The sequence below is a fragment of the Paenibacillus nitricinens genome, assembly GCF_052056485.1.
Lineage (GTDB): Bacteria > Bacillota > Bacilli > Paenibacillales > Paenibacillaceae > Paenibacillus_AQ > Paenibacillus_AQ nitricinens.
In genome coordinates, this window is record NZ_CP183948.1 from 2,379,456 (window position 1) to 2,396,787 (window position 17,332).

General features: G+C 42.5%; 18 protein-coding genes and 1 other RNA gene. 9 read left to right on the plus strand and 10 right to left on the minus strand.

Translation table 11 applies throughout. The annotated features are described in order from the left end of the window. Positions 1-18: 18 nt before the first annotated feature. The 3 genes from pepF to ACN6KS_RS10280 form a co-directional block, all read right to left on the minus strand. The gene (gene pepF, locus ACN6KS_RS10270) at positions 19-1,809 is read right to left on the minus strand and encodes an oligoendopeptidase F (protein WP_094872267.1); all 1,791 of its coding nucleotides are present in this window, start codon (positions 1,807-1,809) and stop codon (positions 19-21) included. Positions 1,810-2,029: 220 nt separating this feature from the next. Then, entirely contained in the window at positions 2,030-2,200 is a 171-nt protein-coding gene (locus ACN6KS_RS10275) for a hypothetical protein (protein WP_167348490.1), read from the minus strand. Between the two features lie 6 nt (positions 2,201-2,206). After that, a complete protein-coding gene (locus ACN6KS_RS10280) occupies positions 2,207-2,440 on the minus strand; it encodes a hypothetical protein (RefSeq protein ID WP_036689271.1) in 234 nt (77 codons plus the stop codon). Positions 2,441-2,615: 175 nt separating this feature from the next. On the opposite strand from ACN6KS_RS10280, the gene ACN6KS_RS10285 reads away from it, so the two are divergent. Further along, the gene (locus tag ACN6KS_RS10285) at positions 2,616-2,813 is read left to right on the plus strand and encodes a cold shock domain-containing protein (RefSeq protein WP_042126303.1); all 198 of its coding nucleotides are present in this window, start codon (positions 2,616-2,618) and stop codon (positions 2,811-2,813) included. A 213-nt stretch (positions 2,814-3,026) separates the two neighbouring features. On the opposite strand, the gene ACN6KS_RS10290 is transcribed toward ACN6KS_RS10285, so the two are convergent. After that, on the minus strand, positions 3,027-4,274 hold the full coding sequence (locus tag ACN6KS_RS10290; RefSeq protein ID WP_440961949.1) for an MFS transporter: 1,248 nt from the start codon (positions 4,272-4,274) through the stop codon (positions 3,027-3,029). Positions 4,275-4,475: 201 nt separating this feature from the next. On the opposite strand from ACN6KS_RS10290, the gene ACN6KS_RS10295 reads away from it, so the two are divergent. Both ACN6KS_RS10295 and pfkA read left to right on the plus strand, forming a co-directional pair. Then, on the plus strand, positions 4,476-5,558 hold the full coding sequence (locus ACN6KS_RS10295; protein WP_179281672.1) for a tetraprenyl-beta-curcumene synthase family protein: 1,083 nt from the start codon (positions 4,476-4,478) through the stop codon (positions 5,556-5,558). A 66-nt stretch (positions 5,559-5,624) separates the two neighbouring features. Next, entirely contained in the window at positions 5,625-6,596 is a 972-nt protein-coding gene (pfkA, locus tag ACN6KS_RS10300) for a 6-phosphofructokinase (protein ID WP_094872270.1), read from the plus strand. 64 nt (positions 6,597-6,660) lie between these two features. On the opposite strand, the gene ACN6KS_RS10305 is transcribed toward pfkA, so the two are convergent. From ACN6KS_RS10305 to ACN6KS_RS10320, 4 genes are all read right to left on the minus strand, one after another. Further along, a complete protein-coding gene (locus ACN6KS_RS10305; RefSeq protein WP_440961950.1) occupies positions 6,661-8,034 on the minus strand; it encodes an MATE family efflux transporter in 1,374 nt (457 codons plus the stop codon). A 109-nt stretch (positions 8,035-8,143) separates the two neighbouring features. Then, positions 8,144-9,352, minus strand: coding sequence for a putative glycoside hydrolase (locus ACN6KS_RS10310; RefSeq protein ID WP_440961951.1), 1,209 nt, complete (start codon positions 9,350-9,352; stop codon positions 8,144-8,146). Between the two features lie 233 nt (positions 9,353-9,585). Beyond that, positions 9,586-9,774, minus strand: coding sequence for a hypothetical protein (locus ACN6KS_RS10315; protein ID WP_036689649.1), 189 nt, complete (start codon positions 9,772-9,774; stop codon positions 9,586-9,588). Positions 9,775-9,966: 192 nt separating this feature from the next. Further along, entirely contained in the window at positions 9,967-10,788 is an 822-nt protein-coding gene (locus ACN6KS_RS10320; RefSeq protein ID WP_094872274.1) for a YitT family protein, read from the minus strand. 332 nt (positions 10,789-11,120) lie between these two features. Here ACN6KS_RS10320 and ACN6KS_RS10325 point away from each other — a divergent pair, with 332 nt between their 5' ends. Next, complete coding sequence (locus ACN6KS_RS10325) at positions 11,121-12,767, plus strand: DEAD/DEAH box helicase (RefSeq protein WP_094872276.1); 1,647 nt, start codon at positions 11,121-11,123, stop codon at positions 12,765-12,767. Positions 12,768-12,886: 119 nt separating this feature from the next. Here the strand turns inward: ACN6KS_RS10325 and ACN6KS_RS10330 are convergent, their stop codons facing one another. Beyond that, on the minus strand, positions 12,887-12,982 hold the full coding sequence (locus tag ACN6KS_RS10330; protein WP_042186834.1) for a hypothetical protein: 96 nt from the start codon (positions 12,980-12,982) through the stop codon (positions 12,887-12,889). Between the two features lie 186 nt (positions 12,983-13,168). Between ACN6KS_RS10330 and ACN6KS_RS10335 the strand changes: the two genes are divergently transcribed. From ACN6KS_RS10335 to ACN6KS_RS10345, 3 genes are all read left to right on the plus strand, one after another. Beyond that, complete coding sequence (locus ACN6KS_RS10335; RefSeq protein ID WP_094872277.1) at positions 13,169-13,993, plus strand: YesL family protein; 825 nt, start codon at positions 13,169-13,171, stop codon at positions 13,991-13,993. 104 nt (positions 13,994-14,097) lie between these two features. Continuing rightward, a non-coding RNA gene (gene ssrS, locus ACN6KS_RS10340) (6S RNA) lies at positions 14,098-14,289 on the plus strand. Positions 14,290-14,449: 160 nt separating this feature from the next. After that, positions 14,450-14,839, plus strand: a complete 390-nt coding sequence (locus ACN6KS_RS10345; protein ID WP_036689295.1) for a DUF1499 domain-containing protein — start codon at positions 14,450-14,452, stop codon at positions 14,837-14,839. A gap of 294 nt (positions 14,840-15,133) precedes the next feature. Here ACN6KS_RS10345 and tpx read toward each other — a convergent pair whose 3' ends face one another. Beyond that, positions 15,134-15,652 (minus strand): thiol peroxidase, encoded by a 519-nt coding sequence (gene tpx, locus ACN6KS_RS10350; protein WP_042186841.1) that lies wholly within the window; start codon positions 15,650-15,652, stop codon positions 15,134-15,136. Positions 15,653-15,768: 116 nt separating this feature from the next. Between tpx and ACN6KS_RS10355 the strand changes: the two genes are divergently transcribed. After that, the gene (locus tag ACN6KS_RS10355) at positions 15,769-16,392 is read left to right on the plus strand and encodes a rhomboid family intramembrane serine protease (protein ID WP_440961952.1); all 624 of its coding nucleotides are present in this window, start codon (positions 15,769-15,771) and stop codon (positions 16,390-16,392) included. A 4-nt stretch (positions 16,393-16,396) separates the two neighbouring features. Beyond that, positions 16,397-17,311, plus strand: coding sequence for a LysR family transcriptional regulator (locus ACN6KS_RS10360; RefSeq protein WP_042186843.1), 915 nt, complete (start codon positions 16,397-16,399; stop codon positions 17,309-17,311). Positions 17,312-17,332 lie beyond the last annotated feature (21 nt).

Sequence of the window (17,332 nt, forward strand, 5' to 3'; positions counted from 1 at the left end):
AATACTAAGCTCTCTGCCTTATTTGGTCAACTGTTCCATTTGAGCGATAACATCTTCGAAGACACTCATTGCTTCGCGAATCGGCTCAGGAGAAGACATATCAACACCAGCTTTAGACAGAATATTAATGGAGTAGTCACTGCCGCCACTCTTCAGGAAGCCGAGGTAACGATCCACCGCAGGTTTGCCTTCTTCAAGAATTTGTTTGGCAAAGCTAGTCGCTGCTGAGAAGCCGGTTGCGTATTTATAAACATAGAAGCTGTTATAGAAATGCGGAATCCGCGCCCATTCCATCTCGATATCTTGATCTACAACCATTTCTTTACCATAGTATTTAACATTCAGGTCATAGTAGATGCTCGAAAGATCTTGTGGAGTAAGCGATTCACCTTCTTCAACACGCTGATGAATGATTTTCTCGAACTCAGCAAACATCGTCTGCCGGAAAATCGTTGTCCGGAACTGATCAGCATAGTAGGTGAGCAAATACATTTTTTCTTTAGGATCTGTAGACTTTTTGAGTAAATAATCCATTAGCAACGCCTCGTTAGTAGTAGAAGCAACCTCTGCTAGGAAAATCGTATATTGCGCATCCCGATAATTCAGAGCGTTATCCGAAAAATACGAGTGTAATGCATGGCCCATCTCATGTGCCAGTGTAAACATACTGTTTAAATTATCATTATGGTTCAGCAGTACGAAAGGATGCGTACCATATGGCCCCCAGCTGTAAGCCCCGGACCGTTTATTCTCGTTCTCATACACATCGATCCAACCGTTGTCGTAGCCTTTTTGCAGCACATTCAGATAATCTTCACCAAGCGGTTTGAGACCCTCTTTAGTGATTTTCTTGGCTTCTTCATAGGTGATATCTAATTTATATTCATCAACAAGCGGTGCAAACAGATCATACATATGTAACTCATCGACACCCAGCAGCTTCTGACGCAGTTTCATATAACGGTGCATCAATGGAAGGCTTTCGTGAATCGTATCAATCAAGTTGGTGTAAACCTCTTTAGGAATGTTATCTCCATAGAGTGACATTTCCATTACAGAAGGATATTTGCGAATCCGTGAGTAAAAGACATTTTTATTCACATTGGCGCTAAGCGTTGCTGCGATCGTGTTCTTCTGCTTCCGGTAGGTATCATAGACTGCCTTAAAAGCATTTCGGCGAACCTCACGGTCGCTACTTTCGAGAAACTTGATATAGTTGCCATGAGTCAGTTCAACTTCTTTGCCATCCTCATCTTTGATCTTAGGGAATTTCAGATCCGCATTGTTCAGCATACTGAAAATATTCTGAGGTGCTTGAGCTAAATTTCCGACCTGAGCGAGCAGTGCTTCTTCAGCCTTAGAAAGCACATGGGCTTTTTCACGTTTCATTTCAGTTAAGGTGAATTTATAAGCGGATAGGTTCGGATCAGCGATGAATTGGTTGAGCTTCTCAATTGGCAACGCCAGAATTTCTGGGGTTACAAAAGATAAGGCTTCACCTGCTTCAATACCAAGCTTTTTCGCTTTGGAGGACAAAGCTTGATATTCAGGATTAGCTGTGTCTTCATCTTGACGCATATGTGCATACACGAAGAGTCGTTCAGTTAAGATGGACAACTTGTCATCCAGCTCAAAACATTTTTTTAGAGCATCTGCGGAATCTAGTGTACCCTGAAAATCCGCAGCTTTTTTGATTAGGGATTTTGCTTCAGCAAATTCTGCATCCCAATCCTTCTGAGAAGCAAACACATCTTCAAGCTTCCAACGATTCTCAGCAGGTACTTCGCTTCTTTTCAATAATTGTTCCATAGAAACCCTCCTAGAATGATGAGATGTAGTAGGCATAATCTCCCTCGGCAATACTGTAGATGATAAATCACCCGGTAGCAAGCTGAGCACAAGTAGAAGAGGGATGGACTTGGGTGAAATAGGCATAACGTCCTCCTCTTGAAAGTAGAGTCGGCTTATTATGCCCTGTTAAGTCCTGATTATTAATATTTAGTGTTCTTTAAATATATGAAAGGATAAGTTATGCCAATAAGCTATAAATAACAAAGATGAAGGCGAACAGAATCATAATGACTGCAGTTAAGGCCATGCCCCGCTTAAACTGCGGCGGGACACGATCCTTGGTCATAATTAGAACTGCGCCTAGACATAAGACTAGGACAACATAAATCGCGATATTTTCTGTGTTCATATTCTGTTATACCTGTTTGAATGCTGCGATGATATTTTTGTACTCTTCTTCATTATCTTTATAAGATTCTTTGTTGAATCGGTTGTTCACCCACTGCATCATAGCTGGACGACTAAGGAAAGTATGTGTTTCTTCTCCCCATTGATCGGAGATTTCGCGAAGTACAATATAACGTCCTTGAACTTCTACCGTCATCATATTCCATTTGTCTGTTTTGTATATTTCATGTTTTTTGATCATTATCAATACCACCCTGGCGATTTTTGGCTTTTGGCTCAATGATAACGCACTGGTGAAGGGAAAAGCAAATTAAATCACATATTTATAGGTTGAGATAGATTGATTTGAGCAGAAGATTGCAGTATAATATAGTTATACGCCATATATGGCGGTTATTTTTTAGGAGGTTGTTCAATTGAAAGGTACAGTAAAATGGTTTAACGCAGAAAAGGGTTATGGCTTTCTTCAAGTAGAAGGCGGCGAAGATGTATTCGTACACTTCTCAGCAATTCAAGGTGAAGGATTCAAAACTTTAGACGAAGGTCAAGAAGTTGAATTCGATATCACTGATGGTAACCGTGGACCGCAAGCTGAAAACGTAGTGAAATTATAAGAAACGGCGAAGGCAGCTAAGCTGTCTGCTATAAATATATAATTTACTTGGCAAGCCCTTGCAAGAGTGGTTACCAACTATAAAACACAGTTCTTTCGGGAACTGTGTTTTTTTACGTCTAATAGACATCAATTTAGATGAAAGGTCTTCGCACTCCCAAGTGAAGGGATAGCAAAGACCTTTTTAATATTTTTGAATATCAGAAGTGTTCTATTATAGAGAAGCTTTTTTGTTTTTTTTCTTAAAATAGCGCATTGAATCTCGATGGGTATCCAATAAATGCTGTCCTAAAAAGCCTGCAAAGGCAAGAAGGCTGAAGCCAACCGCTACCATATAAAAGGTGAAGCGCCCAGCTTCTTGATAGATCATTCCACCAAATGTACCACTTAGAAGTCCAGCTGCACTTGACCAAACAACCGTGTAGATGGCAAGACCGGTTGCTCGGAGACGATCAGGAATAATCCGAGTGATATAACGGACACATGTTACAAAAAAGACGCCAAATGTCAGGCTATGCAAGGCTTGAATCGCGATTATAGAGCCTGGATGCTCGGCGAGCGCCATGAGTAGAAAACGAAGGGCATACATGAGACTGGCTAAAATTAATAAAGGCAGTTCTTTAAATTTGTCGCCGTATTTGCCGAGTATAAATAATACAGGGATTTCACTTAGTGCTGAGGCAAGTAGTGCCCAGCCGATCACTTCCTCACCAGCGCCCAAATTCTTTAAACTGATGGTGAGAAAAGCTTCGTTCATTCTATGGCCCAGTGCGAGTACAAAGACACATCCGAAGAACCACAGCACCTCTTTTTGCAAAAGAATATCTTTAAGCCCATGCTCTTTCTTATCTGGTTTGGTATTAACAGCTTTCTGATTGGAGAGCTCTGGAACAGTTTTTTTGACATCCTTTAGGCCAATTGTAATTAGAAGTGCGATTATAATGATGATAATACATAAGGTAAGACTCCAAGTAGCACCTAAAGCTCTAAGCGCATAACCAACGGTTAAAGCAAAGAAAGAATAGCCTAAGGAGCCAAATACACGAATTGTAATGAAGTTTCGTCCGTGTCGCTCCGCAATTTTGATGGCCATTGTATCAGCAAGCGGAAAAACTGGGTAATAGAAGAAGTAGAAAAAGGACAAAATAAGCATAACGGAAGAAAATTCGGTCGCTCTGGCTAATAAAAGTCCGGTAACTAATTGCCCCGCGAGTAAAATAAACATGATTTTTCGAATGGTACCCAGCTTATCGCTCATCATACTCCAGAAGAGATTGGATAGGATGGAGATGAGGGGACCGAGGGAATACAAGTAGCCCACCTGAGAACTGCTAAACCCTAAATGTGTGTAGAATAAAGGAAAGTAGGATACTACAAGAACGCTAGTGCCATAAATCGTAAAAAGAAAGGAACGAAGCCAATTCTGATCACTGGTTGGGCTTCCGGTCCGATTTGAAAACATGAAAGTGCACTCCTCTGAGATTGAAATATGGCTAGTATAGCATAAAGCAATGGAGGGTTATGTGTTTTATTCTTGAATTGCGTTATTTCTGAATCTTTCATAATTTTACGAAAGTGATTTTGTTGTTTGTACAAATACGTCTGATCATATTATAATAAGTGGTGATTTGGATAAGGAGACAACAATGTGGAGGCACTATCATTGAGTGAATTAGAGCAAGGCCGTTACCTTAGCCCGCGTGGCCCTATTGGGCTTATGAACAGGGTCTATAAGTACGTGCTGCCTGAAGTGAGAGAAAGTCTAAACTTCTGGCGCCAAGATGCGAATGGGATTCCCGATCCCGAGCTCCGGAAGCAAGCACTTGCCAGCATTGAGACGAAAGAGTTTCATTGCATAGGTGGAGGTATTTATGCCGCCGGCAATTTATCGATGAGACATATACTTATTCCGCTTATTGTTGCTTATCAAACTATCAGTGATTATCTAGATAACTTATGTGATCGCAGTACTTCGCTTGATCCTGCAGATTTCAGGCTGCTGCATCAATCTATGCTGGATGCCATTGATCCAAACGCTGAACCTGTCAATTATTATGCGCTTCGCGATGAACAGAATGACGGCGGATACTTGTATAGGCTAGTTCGAAAATGCCAGGAGATGATCTCTTTGCTGCCAGGTTATTCCGCTGCTGCAGCGGAGATTCGTGATTTGGCTGTGCTGTATACAGATTTGCAGGTATATAAGCATATCCGCCCGGAACTCAGGGAAACAGCCCTGAAGGAATGGTGGGAGCAGCAGGGTAGCCGTGCTCCGCATCTGCACTGGAACGAGTTTGCGGCTGCGACAGGCTCTACTTTAGGCGTATTCATGCTTTTTCTATCTGCATGTGATCCGAAGCTAAATAAGTCTTCTTCGGAATCGATTCGAGCTGCATACTTTCCACATGTGTGTGGATTGCACATTATGCTGGATTATTTGATTGATCAGGAAGAGGACCGAGCAGGCGGTGATCTTAATTTCTGCAATTATTATGACGACACGGATACCATGTTAAGTCGGATCGCTTCCATGGTTGAGTGGGCCCGTAAGGATGTACGTGAACTACCGGAATCATCTATGCATCGTATGGTGATTGAGGGATTGCTGGCACTTTATTTATCTGATCCGAAAGTTAGCGAACAGCGGGAAGTTCGTAGTGTGTCTAAAAGCCTAATGAGAGGAAGTCCGCTTACAAGGCTGTTCTTCTTCGCTAATAGCCGCTGGATACGCAATCGTTTTTTGTAACAAGGCTGCGAAGCTTCACCTATACAACGGATGGGGCATTGCATAACTTTAAGGAGGAACAACAGAATGACAAAAATCAAAAAAATTGCAGTACTGACTAGTGGTGGAGATTCACAAGGTATGAACGCCGCTGTTCGTGCGGTTGTAAGAAGCGCACTTTATTACGGCATTGAAGTTTTTGGAGTTCAACGTGGATATCAAGGTCTTCTGAATCGCGATATCTTCCCTATGGATCTTCGCAGCGTAGGTGACATTATTCAACGTGGGGGAACCATTCTGCAATCTGCAAGATGTCTGGAGTTCACAAAACCAGAAGGTCAGCAAAAGGGTGCAGATATTCTTAATGAAATGGGCATCGATGGCCTAGTAGTTATAGGTGGAGATGGTTCATATAAAGGCGCTAATAAACTAAGTAAACTCGGTATCAAGACGATGGCATTACCGGGAACTATTGATAATGATATTTCCTACACGGATTACACCATAGGGTTTGATACAGCCGTTGGTGTCGTTGTAGATGCTATTAACAAACTGCGTGACACAATGTCCTCCCATGAGCGTTCTTCCATTGTAGAAGTTATGGGACGTCATTGTGGAGATATCGCGCTGCATGCAGGTCTGGCTTCTGGAGCAGAAACCATTCTTGTGCCAGAAATGCCATATGACTTGAATGAAGTTGCGGATCGTATGCGTGACAACTTTGTCAGAGGTAAACGTCACAGTATCGTCATCGTTGCAGAAGGTGTGGGTAAAGGCGAAGATGTAGCCCAAGCGTTGAAGGATCGTCATGCTTCTCTGGATGCACGGGTTACTGTACTTGGACATATTCAGCGCGGAGGAACACCAACCCCTGGAGACCGGAATCTTGCTAGCCGTCTTGGTGACTTTGCCGTTCGTAAACTAATTGAAGGCGAGTCTGATAAAGGTTGCGGTATCATCAAGGGAGAACTAACCCTTACAGATATCGATCTTGTAGTGAATACGAAGAAAGACTTTGACGTGGAGTTGTACGAGCTTGCATCCCGTCTTTCTCAATAATTAACACACAAAAAAGGAACAGCTGCGAACTTCGCACTGTTCCTTTTTTGTGTTCTTTAGATTATTAATGATGTGTTTGAGCGTCTGTATATTGTGTGGTATAACGGCGTTGGAGTTTAACAAGCCGAGTTAAGAGCAGTGTGGCCCCAATCGCAAGACCGGTGATCAAGCCGATCCAATAACCATAAGCTCCTAGATCCGTATAAGTAGCAAGTACATAGCCTGTAGGAAGCCCTATAACCCAATAAGCTATAAAGCAAATAATGAAGGCTGGATTAACATCCTTATATCCACGAAGTGCTCCTTGTGTAGGTGTTGCAATCGCATCGGAAATCTGGAAAAAGATCGCATAGATTAAGAAATGCTGAATTAATGAAATGACATCAGGTTCATCAGTGTATAGACCAGCTACATGATGGCCAGCAAATAAGAGCAGGAGTGCAGTTGCCAGGGAGAGGATGGTCGCAAGTCCAATTCCCATAATGGCATATTGACGGGCATCCTTTTGCCTGCCGGATCCAGTCTCGAAGCCGACGAGAATGGTAAGGCTCATACAGATACTGAGCGGAATCATATATAACGTTGTTGCAAAATTAATGGCTGCTTGATGAGCTGCAATCGTTACAGTATCGAACCGACTCATCAACAAGGTTACAGCGGAGAAGACTGCAGTTTCAAAAAAAATCGAGAAGCCAATAGGTACACCGATCTTTAGTAGATCTTTGAAGCTTTTTAGCGATATAAAGTAGAACTTTCGGAAGATTCTAAGGCTTGCAAAGGGTTCTGCCCGATAAATGAACAGCAGGGCAACCGAAAAGATTACCCAGTAGGTGATAGCTGATGCCACTCCAGCTCCAACACCACCAAGTCGAGGAAACCCGAATTTCCCGAAGATTAGCAAGTAGTTTAAACCAACATTCACGGGTAGGGCTATGAGTGTGATCAACATGGACACTCGTGTTTGTCCCAGAGCGTCTATACAACTACGGAGAACTGTATATCCAAACAGCGGGATAATTCCGAAGGAGATCGCACTAAGGAAACGAAATGCAACATCTCTTACAGTAGGCTCCAGATTCATGAAATTAAGGATAGGTGCCAAGGCGAGGCTCCCGATTAATAAGACAATTACAGAGACGATCAGTGATAACCAGATTCCCTGTGTGACTTGATAGGCTACATCCTTTTCTTTTTTGCTTCCGATGAGTTGAGAGACGATGGGGGTAATCCCCATAAGAATTCCACTTAAGCCCGTTTGAATTGGAATCCAGAGACTGGTTCCTATCGCCACACCTGCCAGATCGGCTGTACCAAATTTACCTGACATGTTCGTATCAAAGAAGGTTATCGCTGACAAAGCAATCTGTGTAACCAGAATTGGAAATAAAATATGAAAAAATTGTATTGCTTTTTGTTTTAAAGAGGTGGTTTGTATCATCGTTCAGTAAAATACTCCTTTTTCTCCATTAAAAGACCCGGCAGATGCCGGGTCTTTATCTTTATATATCATACCTGATTTCAATTATAAATAATAAGGGCTATATACATTATTTCTCATAATCGACATCGGAGGTATATCGGTTATTGGCGTTCCAGAGCAGAAACTCCTCTACATTTTCATCTTTTAAAGCGCGGATTTGATCCTCCACCTGTTTTTTACCGTATTTAATATAATGACCTTTTCCGAGCCAGCTTGCTGTAAAATCCTGAATCCAAGGACGAATAACAGGTTTGTAGCTGCCAAGAGGATCGAGCTTTTTATGGGTATCAACCATGGAGCCTTTAATGGTAGCATACGGATCTATGTCAGGCTCTTTCACTCCAAACCATCCCGTTGAATAGTGACTCGGATAAACCATCGGGCTGATAACATCCACATTTTTGGATATTTTAACGAAGTCTTGCCCTATGCCCTCAGCAGGAGCAGATGCGGCATATCCAAAAATATCTACGGATACACGAACACCAAGCGGAGCAAGCTCTGCTTTTGCGTATTTTACAAAATTAGAAATGATATCTACGCGAGAATCACTGGTTTTAGTGTATTTAAGTGTGTCTGCACGTTTTTCGAAACCTTCAGGAAAACGCACATAGTCGAATTGAATTTCTTTAAAGCCGAGTTTGACAGCTTCTTTGGCGATATCGACATTGTACTTCCAGACATCTTCATTATAAGGATTAACAAAGCTATCGCCGCCTTTATTCTTCCATACTGTGCCGTCTGTATTAACAAAGGATAATTGCGGGTTCTTTTTGGCAAGTATAGAGTCTTTAAAGACAACAATGCGAGCGATGGGATAAACATCATGTTTATTCAATCTTTCCATCAGTTTGTTGATGTCGCCAATAAATGGCTGCGGATTACCGAGTTTCTGAAGTTCGGGGTTATCAGTTTTGTACGTGATGTAACCTGCATCATCCTTAATGTCGATGACCATAGAATTTAGTTCCGTCTGATCAAGTAAAGAAAGAAGCTTTTCCATTCGTTCTCCACCGGCACTGTATGCGGTAACATAGATGCCTTTTACTTTTGGAGCATTAGGCTGAGGATCTGCGTGTAGCATACTTTGTGAGTCGCTTGTCTCTGTTGTAGCATTTGGAGCTGGAGTTGCAACATTTGAATTATTATTTTGCGTAGCGATGATGGGGGGATTCATGGCAGACTTCAATGCAATTGCCACTTCAGCGTCATGTTGATTCTGTTGCACGCCTACACTTCCCAAGGCCATCATCAGTAGAGCCCAGGTGATGTTCATTCGTATTCTCTCCCTTTATGTACATTTCCTAAATTATATAGGAACGGTTGCTTCTAAAAAGAACAGTGTTGTAATAATAATGTTGGCTCAGATCGGGTCTGGAATACCATCCTTGTTGTATATAACCGGGACGCACACATTCTAAACCTTTTGTTAAAAAGTAAATGCCGCCTCAACACGGCAACATGGCCGAACTTAAGGCGGCAACTATCAAGACTTCTCTTGCGGCTTACTCATTGAAGATACGCAGAATTCTGATGTTCACAGATACTGTAATGGATGATATCCATGGCATCTGCAGGTTCCAGAATACTAAGCCCGTCACGCAGAACGATTACGGAATTTAATTCGTCCTGCTTGAGAAACGGCATCATATCAGGATACCACCTCATGACGATTGCTGACAGCTTTACCGTTTCCATTTCCACAAAAATCACCCTTTCCTTTTTCGATAGGTCTGAATGGAATTCAGTAATCATCGGAAAACGAAGTGCTTGGAAAAAAGAGGGGTAAATCTCAATCTTTATGAAATTGTTAGGGTTCTGCGTGATTATAATATATCACAATTCTGTGATTGGTGCATTTTCCAAATTAATACTTTTCGCTGCCGGTTTTTATCTTTTTCGGAAGGAGCCCATAACACCAACTGTCTCGACAATATTTACAAATGCCTGAGGATCTGTCGTGCGAATAATACGTTGCAGTTCAGCAAGTTCGTAGCGGGTTGTTACTGTCATTAGCATGTCCTTTTCAACATGAGAATAAGCGCCTTCTGTTTTAATCTTTGTGACACCTCGCTGGAGTCCCATTAGATGCTGAAGGAGCTCATCTGTACGATTCGTTACTATATATACGGTTACCTTTAAATGGCTGATGTGAATCATGTCCAGTACCTTACCCGTTACGTATATAGATACCATTGATGCAAGAGCCAAGTTCCAGTTGTTATCAAAATATGCCGCGGCAAGAATAACGAGTCCGTTTAAGCTCACCACCACGTTTCCAACTGGGAAATCGCGGAATTTAGTGATGATGGATCCCAGGATATCAAAACCTCCGGATGAACCACCTGCACGGAAGCTGAAGCCACAGCCAATACCGACCAACACTCCACCAAATACAGAAGAAAGCAGCATATCAGTAGCTACCAAATATTCGGGGATGACCGTCAAAAACCAGGTTGTTGCCACAACGGATAACATGCTTAGCATAATAAATCTCCGGCCTAACTGGAACCAACCAGCTACAAGCAATGGGATATTAAAGAGCAAGTATAAGAGGCTTATGTTTAGTGGTGTAAAGTAACCCACTAACATCGAAAGCCCGGATACTCCTCCGCTGAGTAAGCGATGAGGGATTAGAAAAAGATTAAATCCACTGGCAATCAACGCTGCTCCGAAAATAACTGCAATACAATTCCAAATCTGTCTTAACAAGCAAATCCACCTCTATAAATAAATTTAAAAATAAACCATGTATGCAATGAAAAGAAAGGAACCCACTGGTATTCCTACTTAGAGTTGTGATATAATGTACAGGATATTCTTGAGTAGGACGTTACAATGGTATTTTTGCATTGCATCGGATGTAAAGCTACAGTTGCTCAGGTACAATGAAGTACCTGATGAAAGGGAGGCTTTTCGTCCCAAAAGCGCTATATCATGCAGAAAAAAGAGCATGATTGGACAGCATATAAATGTGTTTACCGCTACTTAAGAATACAGACAAGCATGTGGAATGTCCACTGTATAGAAGGAGCATGAATAATTTGAAAACATTCGCAGAATTTGGCTTGGAGCCAAAAGTGCTACAAGCAATCACAGAGTTAGGATTTGAGGAGGCAACACCGATACAGGAGCAGTCAATTCCATTGGCATTGACTGGGTCGGATCTGATCGGTCAAGCACAGACTGGTACAGGTAAGACTGCTGCTTTTGGTATCCCCCTCATTTCGAAGATTAATCGCGAAGACGAAAAAATTCTGGCGCTTATTATGGCACCGACACGTGAGTTGGCCATTCAAGTATCAGAAGAAATCGGTAAGCTAAGCCGTTTTAAAGGTCTTCGTTCGTTGGCAATTTATGGCGGACAAGATATTGGTCGCCAAATCCGTGGTCTTAAGAAGAAACCACAAATTATTATTGGTACACCAGGACGTTTGCTTGACCATATCAACCGTAAAACCATCCGTTTGGATGATGTTCAAACTGTTGTATTGGATGAAGCAGATGAAATGCTGGATATGGGCTTTATGGAAGATATTCAGACGATCCTCAAGCTCGTTCCTGAAGAGCGTCAAACGATGTTGTTCTCGGCTACAATGCCTCCAAACATTCAACGTCTTGCACAGCAATTCTTGAACAACCCGCAACACGTCTCCGTTATTCCGAAACAAATCAGTGCTCCGCTGATTGATCAAGCATATGTTGAAGTACCTGAACGTCAAAAGTTCGAAGCGCTTAGCCGTTTGATCGATATGGAATCACCTGAGCTTGCGATTGTGTTCGGACGCACGAAGCGCCGGGTTGATGAGCTTGCAGAAGCTTTGCAGAAACGTGGATACTCTGCTGATGGATTACATGGTGACCTGTCTCAGAATCAACGTGATGCTGTAATGCGTAAATTCCGTGATGGCAGCATTGATGTGCTGGTAGCTACTGACGTAGCAGCTCGTGGTTTGGATGTATCTGGTGTTACTCACGTAATTAACTTTGACTTGCCGCAAGATCCAGAAAGCTATGTACACCGTATCGGTCGTACTGGTCGCGCTGGTAAAGAGGGTACAGCTTGGTCTTTCGTTACCCCACGCGAAATGGATCACCTGCATTTGATCGAACGCGTTACTCGTCACCGTATTACTCGTAAACCATTGCCAACTATGGCTGAGGCTATTGAAGGTAAACAACGCGTAACAGCAGAGCGCTTGCTTGAAATGGTTGAGAGCGGTGAATTGAATGAGTACAAAGGTATTTCTATTCAATTGCTTGAGCAATATGATTCCGTTCAATTGCTGTCAGCTGCAATGAAGCTTCTGACTGGTGATAAGAAGGATTCTGCAATTGAATTGACTCCAGAAGATCCAATTCGTGCTAAACGTCGTGGTGGTAAGAACGACATTCGCAGTGGCCGCAAACCTAATGGCGGTTATGGTGGCAACCGTGGTACTTCCGGTGGCAGCACTGGTGGATACCGTGGAAACCGTGATAACAACGGTGGCGGAAGTCGTGGTGGCTACAGCAGCGGTAGTGGTAACTATGGTAGTGGCAGTGGCGGTTATGGCGGTGGCTATAAAGGCAACCGTGATGGCGCAGCTAGCCGTGATGGTGGAGCGAACCGCAGTGCGGACCGCAAACCATCTACTCGCCCAAGCAGCACAAGCACACGTCCAGCAAAACGCGAAGATTTTGATAATTAATACGTGATCAGAACCCGCGGGGGATGATTTATCAAAATACAAAGAAGACGAGATGCCGAATAGCGGTTCTCGTCTTCTTTTTGCTTAAATATAGGGTATTTATTGAATTAGCAGCTTATTTAAATGAAAGTACGAGTGATGATAACGAGCAGGATAAACAATACGAGGATCGTACCAGTGGAAGTCCAGCCGCCGTAGCCAACAGGTGAGGACATACAATAACCTCCTTTAGAATGTGGTGATTTTGGAAATTCTTATGATTACAATTCCAATATATGGACTTTATAGGCTTGATGTATAGACAATGACCTAGAATTCAGAAAGTTGGGCTATGGAAAAGAGTAGGTCAAATGAGGTATAGTTAAGATAAGCAGTATGCAAGAGACAGAGGAGGAAGGGAATTGGAGTTTAAAGGAGCAATGGGTGGTTTATACCGCATCACAGAATGGATTACACGTATCGCAGCTAGTAATATCTTATGGGCACTATGTTCCGCCCCGTTTTTATTTTTTGGATTGATGAAATTGATGATGCTTGGGACAAGCTCAGGTGGAGTAAATGAGCAGCTCACATTGAACTGGGCTATGGGGATTCTGGCGCCATTTACAGTATTTCCTGCTTCGGCGGCTTTATTTACCGTTGTGCGCAAATGGGTTATGGGGAACACGGATGTGGGAACTTTTCGTACGTTTTTTCAGGGGTATAAAGAGAATTATTTAAAAAGTATGCTCGGTGGAATTATCTACACATTGATGTTCGTTATTATGTACGTCGATGTAACGGTTTACATGACACAAATGCCTAACTTCAGAATTGTTGGTATTTTGATGTTAGTGCTCATGATTATTTTATCGGTGTCTATGTTTAACTTCTTTTCTATTGTCGTTCATTATCAAATGAGCTTTAAACAAGTGATGAGTAACTCAATATTGCTGACTATAGCACGTCCAATTCGCGTGTTCTCAACTTTGATTGCAGCTGCAGTGCTAGCTTATATTGGTCTTAGATATCCAGCACTGTATTTCATCTGTATTCCAACGTTGATTGCGATGGCTGCTTTCTTTAACTTCTATGCTACCTATAATAAACTGCAATTGCAGGTGGAGCAGAAGAAACTGAAAGAGGAAGAAGAGAGAGAAGCTGCTTTGAACAATCAAGAGGATGACGACGATGACGATGATGATTATGAAGATGATGTTGAGGATAAAGATGTAAAACGTATTTAACAAAGACGAGTATTAAGCACTCGGAAATCGTCAGTAATTTAATTCCAGTGTAAAATAAAGCGCATACAGGTTTACTTTTTCGTTAAAACGCAATATAATAATAACAAATCCTGCGATGTTCGTTACGGTTGCTCGTTGTTTTGAACCAATGATAATGTCTTGGGAGATCTACACGAAGCGCAGCTGAACAGCCCTGTCTATATGACTTGGGGAATTCAAAAACGTTTTCTGCGATCACCCACCTGCTCTAGCAGGTTCAGAAGACACTGTAGCCGGACGGCATAAGCGGGTTTTCTATTGTTTAGGCCAAAGCGCCCTGTATCCCGTGAAAGTTGGGAAACGGGCGCTTTTTTGTGTGTCTGGAACAAGGAGAAAGTGAGTAATACCCTTTTGTTCCTGAGACAAGAGTGTTACACTTAGAATAATGAACTTGGGATTTGTAGAGGGGGAAGAATTTTGTCGTTAAAAAGAACCTTGGTCGGTTTATTCCGTAGTCATGATGGAACAAGCGACCGCGCAAAAGATCCGACATTAAAAACGCGTTATTACAATCTTACGAAAGACAAAGCTTGGGAGGAAGTTTCATCAACGCTTAAGAAGGTTCCTGGATTCAAGGTGCTCCATGAAGTGGAGTCAGTAGGTGAGATCACTCTGGAGAAGAGAACGGCATTCGGCCGTACACTGGACATTACTGTCTCTGTGCTCAATACCACACCTGTACGTTGTGGCGTAGATATGTACTCTGCATCTAGAGGTTCGCTAGGTGATTTGGGTGCTAATTACCGTGTCATTCAGCGGTTGTATGCGTCATTGGACAAAAAATTAGGAAAATACAAAGCAGACTAATTTTCAGAGATTCTTACTAAACCTTCTTACTCAGGGATTGTATGAATGCGTTTACGCAAATGTGGCTGCTCTGGACGTTATCGATAAATCTTTCTATTACAAAAAAAGCGGGAGAAGGATGGACCTTCTTCCGCTTTTTTCAAAATATAAGAAAGCAAAGATCTACACCTATACTTTAGGTCTTATATTTCTCGCATAAACGCTTGTCGTCCTTATAAGGACGACAAAGGAATTATGCTTGCAGTGATAAGTAAGTATTGTCGAAAATGGCCGCTGACTTACTGTTCTAGAGAATTAGAGCAAACTCTTCACAGCAGCTATAGCGTCTTCGTAATTAGGGTGCTCAGTCATTTCACTCAAATATTCAACATAGGTGAGTGTGTTGTTCTTGTCTAGTACAAAAATTGAACGCATATCTAACCGGAATTCTTTGATTAGTACGCCATAAGCTTGTCCGAATGAGGCTGCTTTGTGGTCGGATAGTGTGATTACACGATCGATCCCTGCAGCGCCACACCAGCGGGCTTGAGCAAAAGGTAGGTCCATACTTACCGTGAGAATAACTACATCGTCACCTAGCTCTGCAGCTTCGCTATTGAACCGGCGGGTCTGTGCATCACATACACCGGTATCTAGAGAAGGTACAACACTGATCAGCTTGATTTTACCGGCATAATCACTAAGAGAAACTTCTTCCAGTAGATTCTTACTGAGAACAAAATCAGGAGCGGGATCACCAGCTGTAAGCTTGGGTCCTACGAGAGTGATGGGGCTGCTTTTGAAAGTAGCTACGCCTGTTCTTTCTTGCGTCATATCCTTGTTTTCCTCCTCGAATTGTAATATTGGCTCTTACTGCCACAATAAATTATAATCTTATTTACAGGGAGATGTCCAACAGGGCAAGATATAAATGTAAAGGGATGGGTGTAATGATATTTATTCGGTATGAAAATTGGAAAAGTTATCTCAAGTATTATCCGGTAACATGTCTTCTCATTGTGGCTAACGTGATTATGTTTGTGCTCATGGCGTTCAATGGAGGATCCACCAATATACAAACGCTTGTTGATTTTGGGGCTATAGTTGATATTAGTCCATACAAAGAGGAACTCTGGCGCTATGTGGCGGCTATTTTTTTACATAATGGGTTTTCCCATCTATTCTTTAATAGCTTCGCTCTGCTGGTATTTGCACCGCCTCTAGAGCGCCTGCTTGGCTGGTGGAGATATACGATTCTTTATGTATTGGGTGGATTTCTTGCGAATATTCTAACCATTGCATTCAGCAGTCACTCAGGCACGGTCTCGGTAGGTGCTTCTGGAGCGATCTACGCCATCTATGGTGCATTTTTGTACATTGCTGTTATTCAACGGGCGATGATGGACGAAGGCTCACGAAAGACGTTATACGGATTGCTTGTAATCGGGATTATAATGTCGTTTGCAATACCGAATGTGGATTGGGTTGCACATATCGGAGGCTTGGTTTCTGGCTTTTTCCTATATGGACTTATTATTCGTATATTCAATAAAAGCCTAAGACAGGGGCGATGATGGAGTGGAGCTAAGACAGCTGCAATATTTTCTAAAGGTAGCCCAAAAAGAACATGTAACAAGAGCGGCGGAGGAACTTCATGTAGCGCAGTCTGCGGTAAGCCGTCAGATTCATCAATTGGAGCAAGAGCTAGGGGTTGACTTGTTCATGCAAAAAGGGCGTAATTTGCAGCTTACGCCGGTTGGACAGCTCTTTTGCAAGCGGGTGGATAGTATTCTTAAGGAATTGGAACATTCGGTAAATGAAGTGCATGAATTTCTAGATCCAGAACGTGGAGAGATTCGTATAGGGTTTCCTCACAGTCTTGGAACGCATCTTATCCCGACTATCGTTGCAGAATTCCGCCAGCACTATCCCCATGTCAAGTTTCGCTTTAAACAGGGCTCTTACCCTTCGTTGATAAAGGACGTATTATCTGGAGAGGTGGATTTAACATTTATTTCGCCTTTTCCGGAAAACGATGAGCATGTCTCTGGAGATATTGTTATGACTGAAGAGTTATTTGCAATACTTCCTCAGAATCATCAGCTGGCAGGAGAATCTGAGATCCGACTGGAACAGCTTCAAAATGAAAAGTTTGTGCTATTCAGTCAAGGTTATTCTTTGAGACCGATCGTTTGGCAAGCGTGCTTGCAAGCGGGTTTTCAGCCGCAGATTGCATTTGAAGGTGGGGAGACTGATACCATTCGTGGTTTAGTGGCGGCAGGAATGGGTGTAAGCCTTCTTCCGGAGATGGCGTTCTATCAGACGAACCCTCTCCAACCGGCTCAAGTAAGGGTTGTGGAGCCTGCTGTGACGAGGACGGTTGGTTTGATTTACCGAACAGATAGTAAGTTACCGCTGGTTGCACGTTCGTTTCGGACTTTTTTGATATCCTACTTTAAAGCAAGACAAAATAATACCCCGGTTGGCTCTTAGCCTACCGGGGTTTCTTTTTGC

Coding starts and splice junctions, on each gene's coding strand:
- pepF (WP_094872267.1), bottom strand. CDS start 1,809: ATGGAACAATTATTGAAAAGAAGCGAAGTACCTGCTGAGAATCGTTGG.
- ACN6KS_RS10275 (WP_167348490.1), bottom strand. CDS start 2,200: ATGAACACAGAAAATATCGCGATTTATGTTGTCCTAGTCTTATGTCTA.
- ACN6KS_RS10280 (WP_036689271.1), bottom strand. CDS start 2,440: ATGATCAAAAAACATGAAATATACAAAACAGACAAATGGAATATGATG.
- ACN6KS_RS10290 (WP_440961949.1), bottom strand. CDS start 4,274: ATGTTTTCAAATCGGACCGGAAGCCCAACCAGTGATCAGAATTGGCTT.
- pfkA (WP_094872270.1), top strand. CDS start 5,625: ATGACAAAAATCAAAAAAATTGCAGTACTGACTAGTGGTGGAGATTCA.
- ACN6KS_RS10305 (WP_440961950.1), bottom strand. CDS start 8,034: ATGATACAAACCACCTCTTTAAAACAAAAAGCAATACAATTTTTTCAT.
- ACN6KS_RS10310 (WP_440961951.1), bottom strand. CDS start 9,352: ATGAACATCACCTGGGCTCTACTGATGATGGCCTTGGGAAGTGTAGGC.
- ACN6KS_RS10315 (WP_036689649.1), bottom strand. CDS start 9,774: ATGGAAACGGTAAAGCTGTCAGCAATCGTCATGAGGTGGTATCCTGAT.
- ACN6KS_RS10330 (WP_042186834.1), bottom strand. CDS start 12,982: ATGTCCTCACCTGTTGGCTACGGCGGCTGGACTTCCACTGGTACGATC.
- tpx (WP_042186841.1), bottom strand. CDS start 15,652: ATGACGCAAGAAAGAACAGGCGTAGCTACTTTCAAAAGCAGCCCCATC.
- ACN6KS_RS10355 (WP_440961952.1), top strand. CDS start 15,769: ATGATATTTATTCGGTATGAAAATTGGAAAAGTTATCTCAAGTATTAT.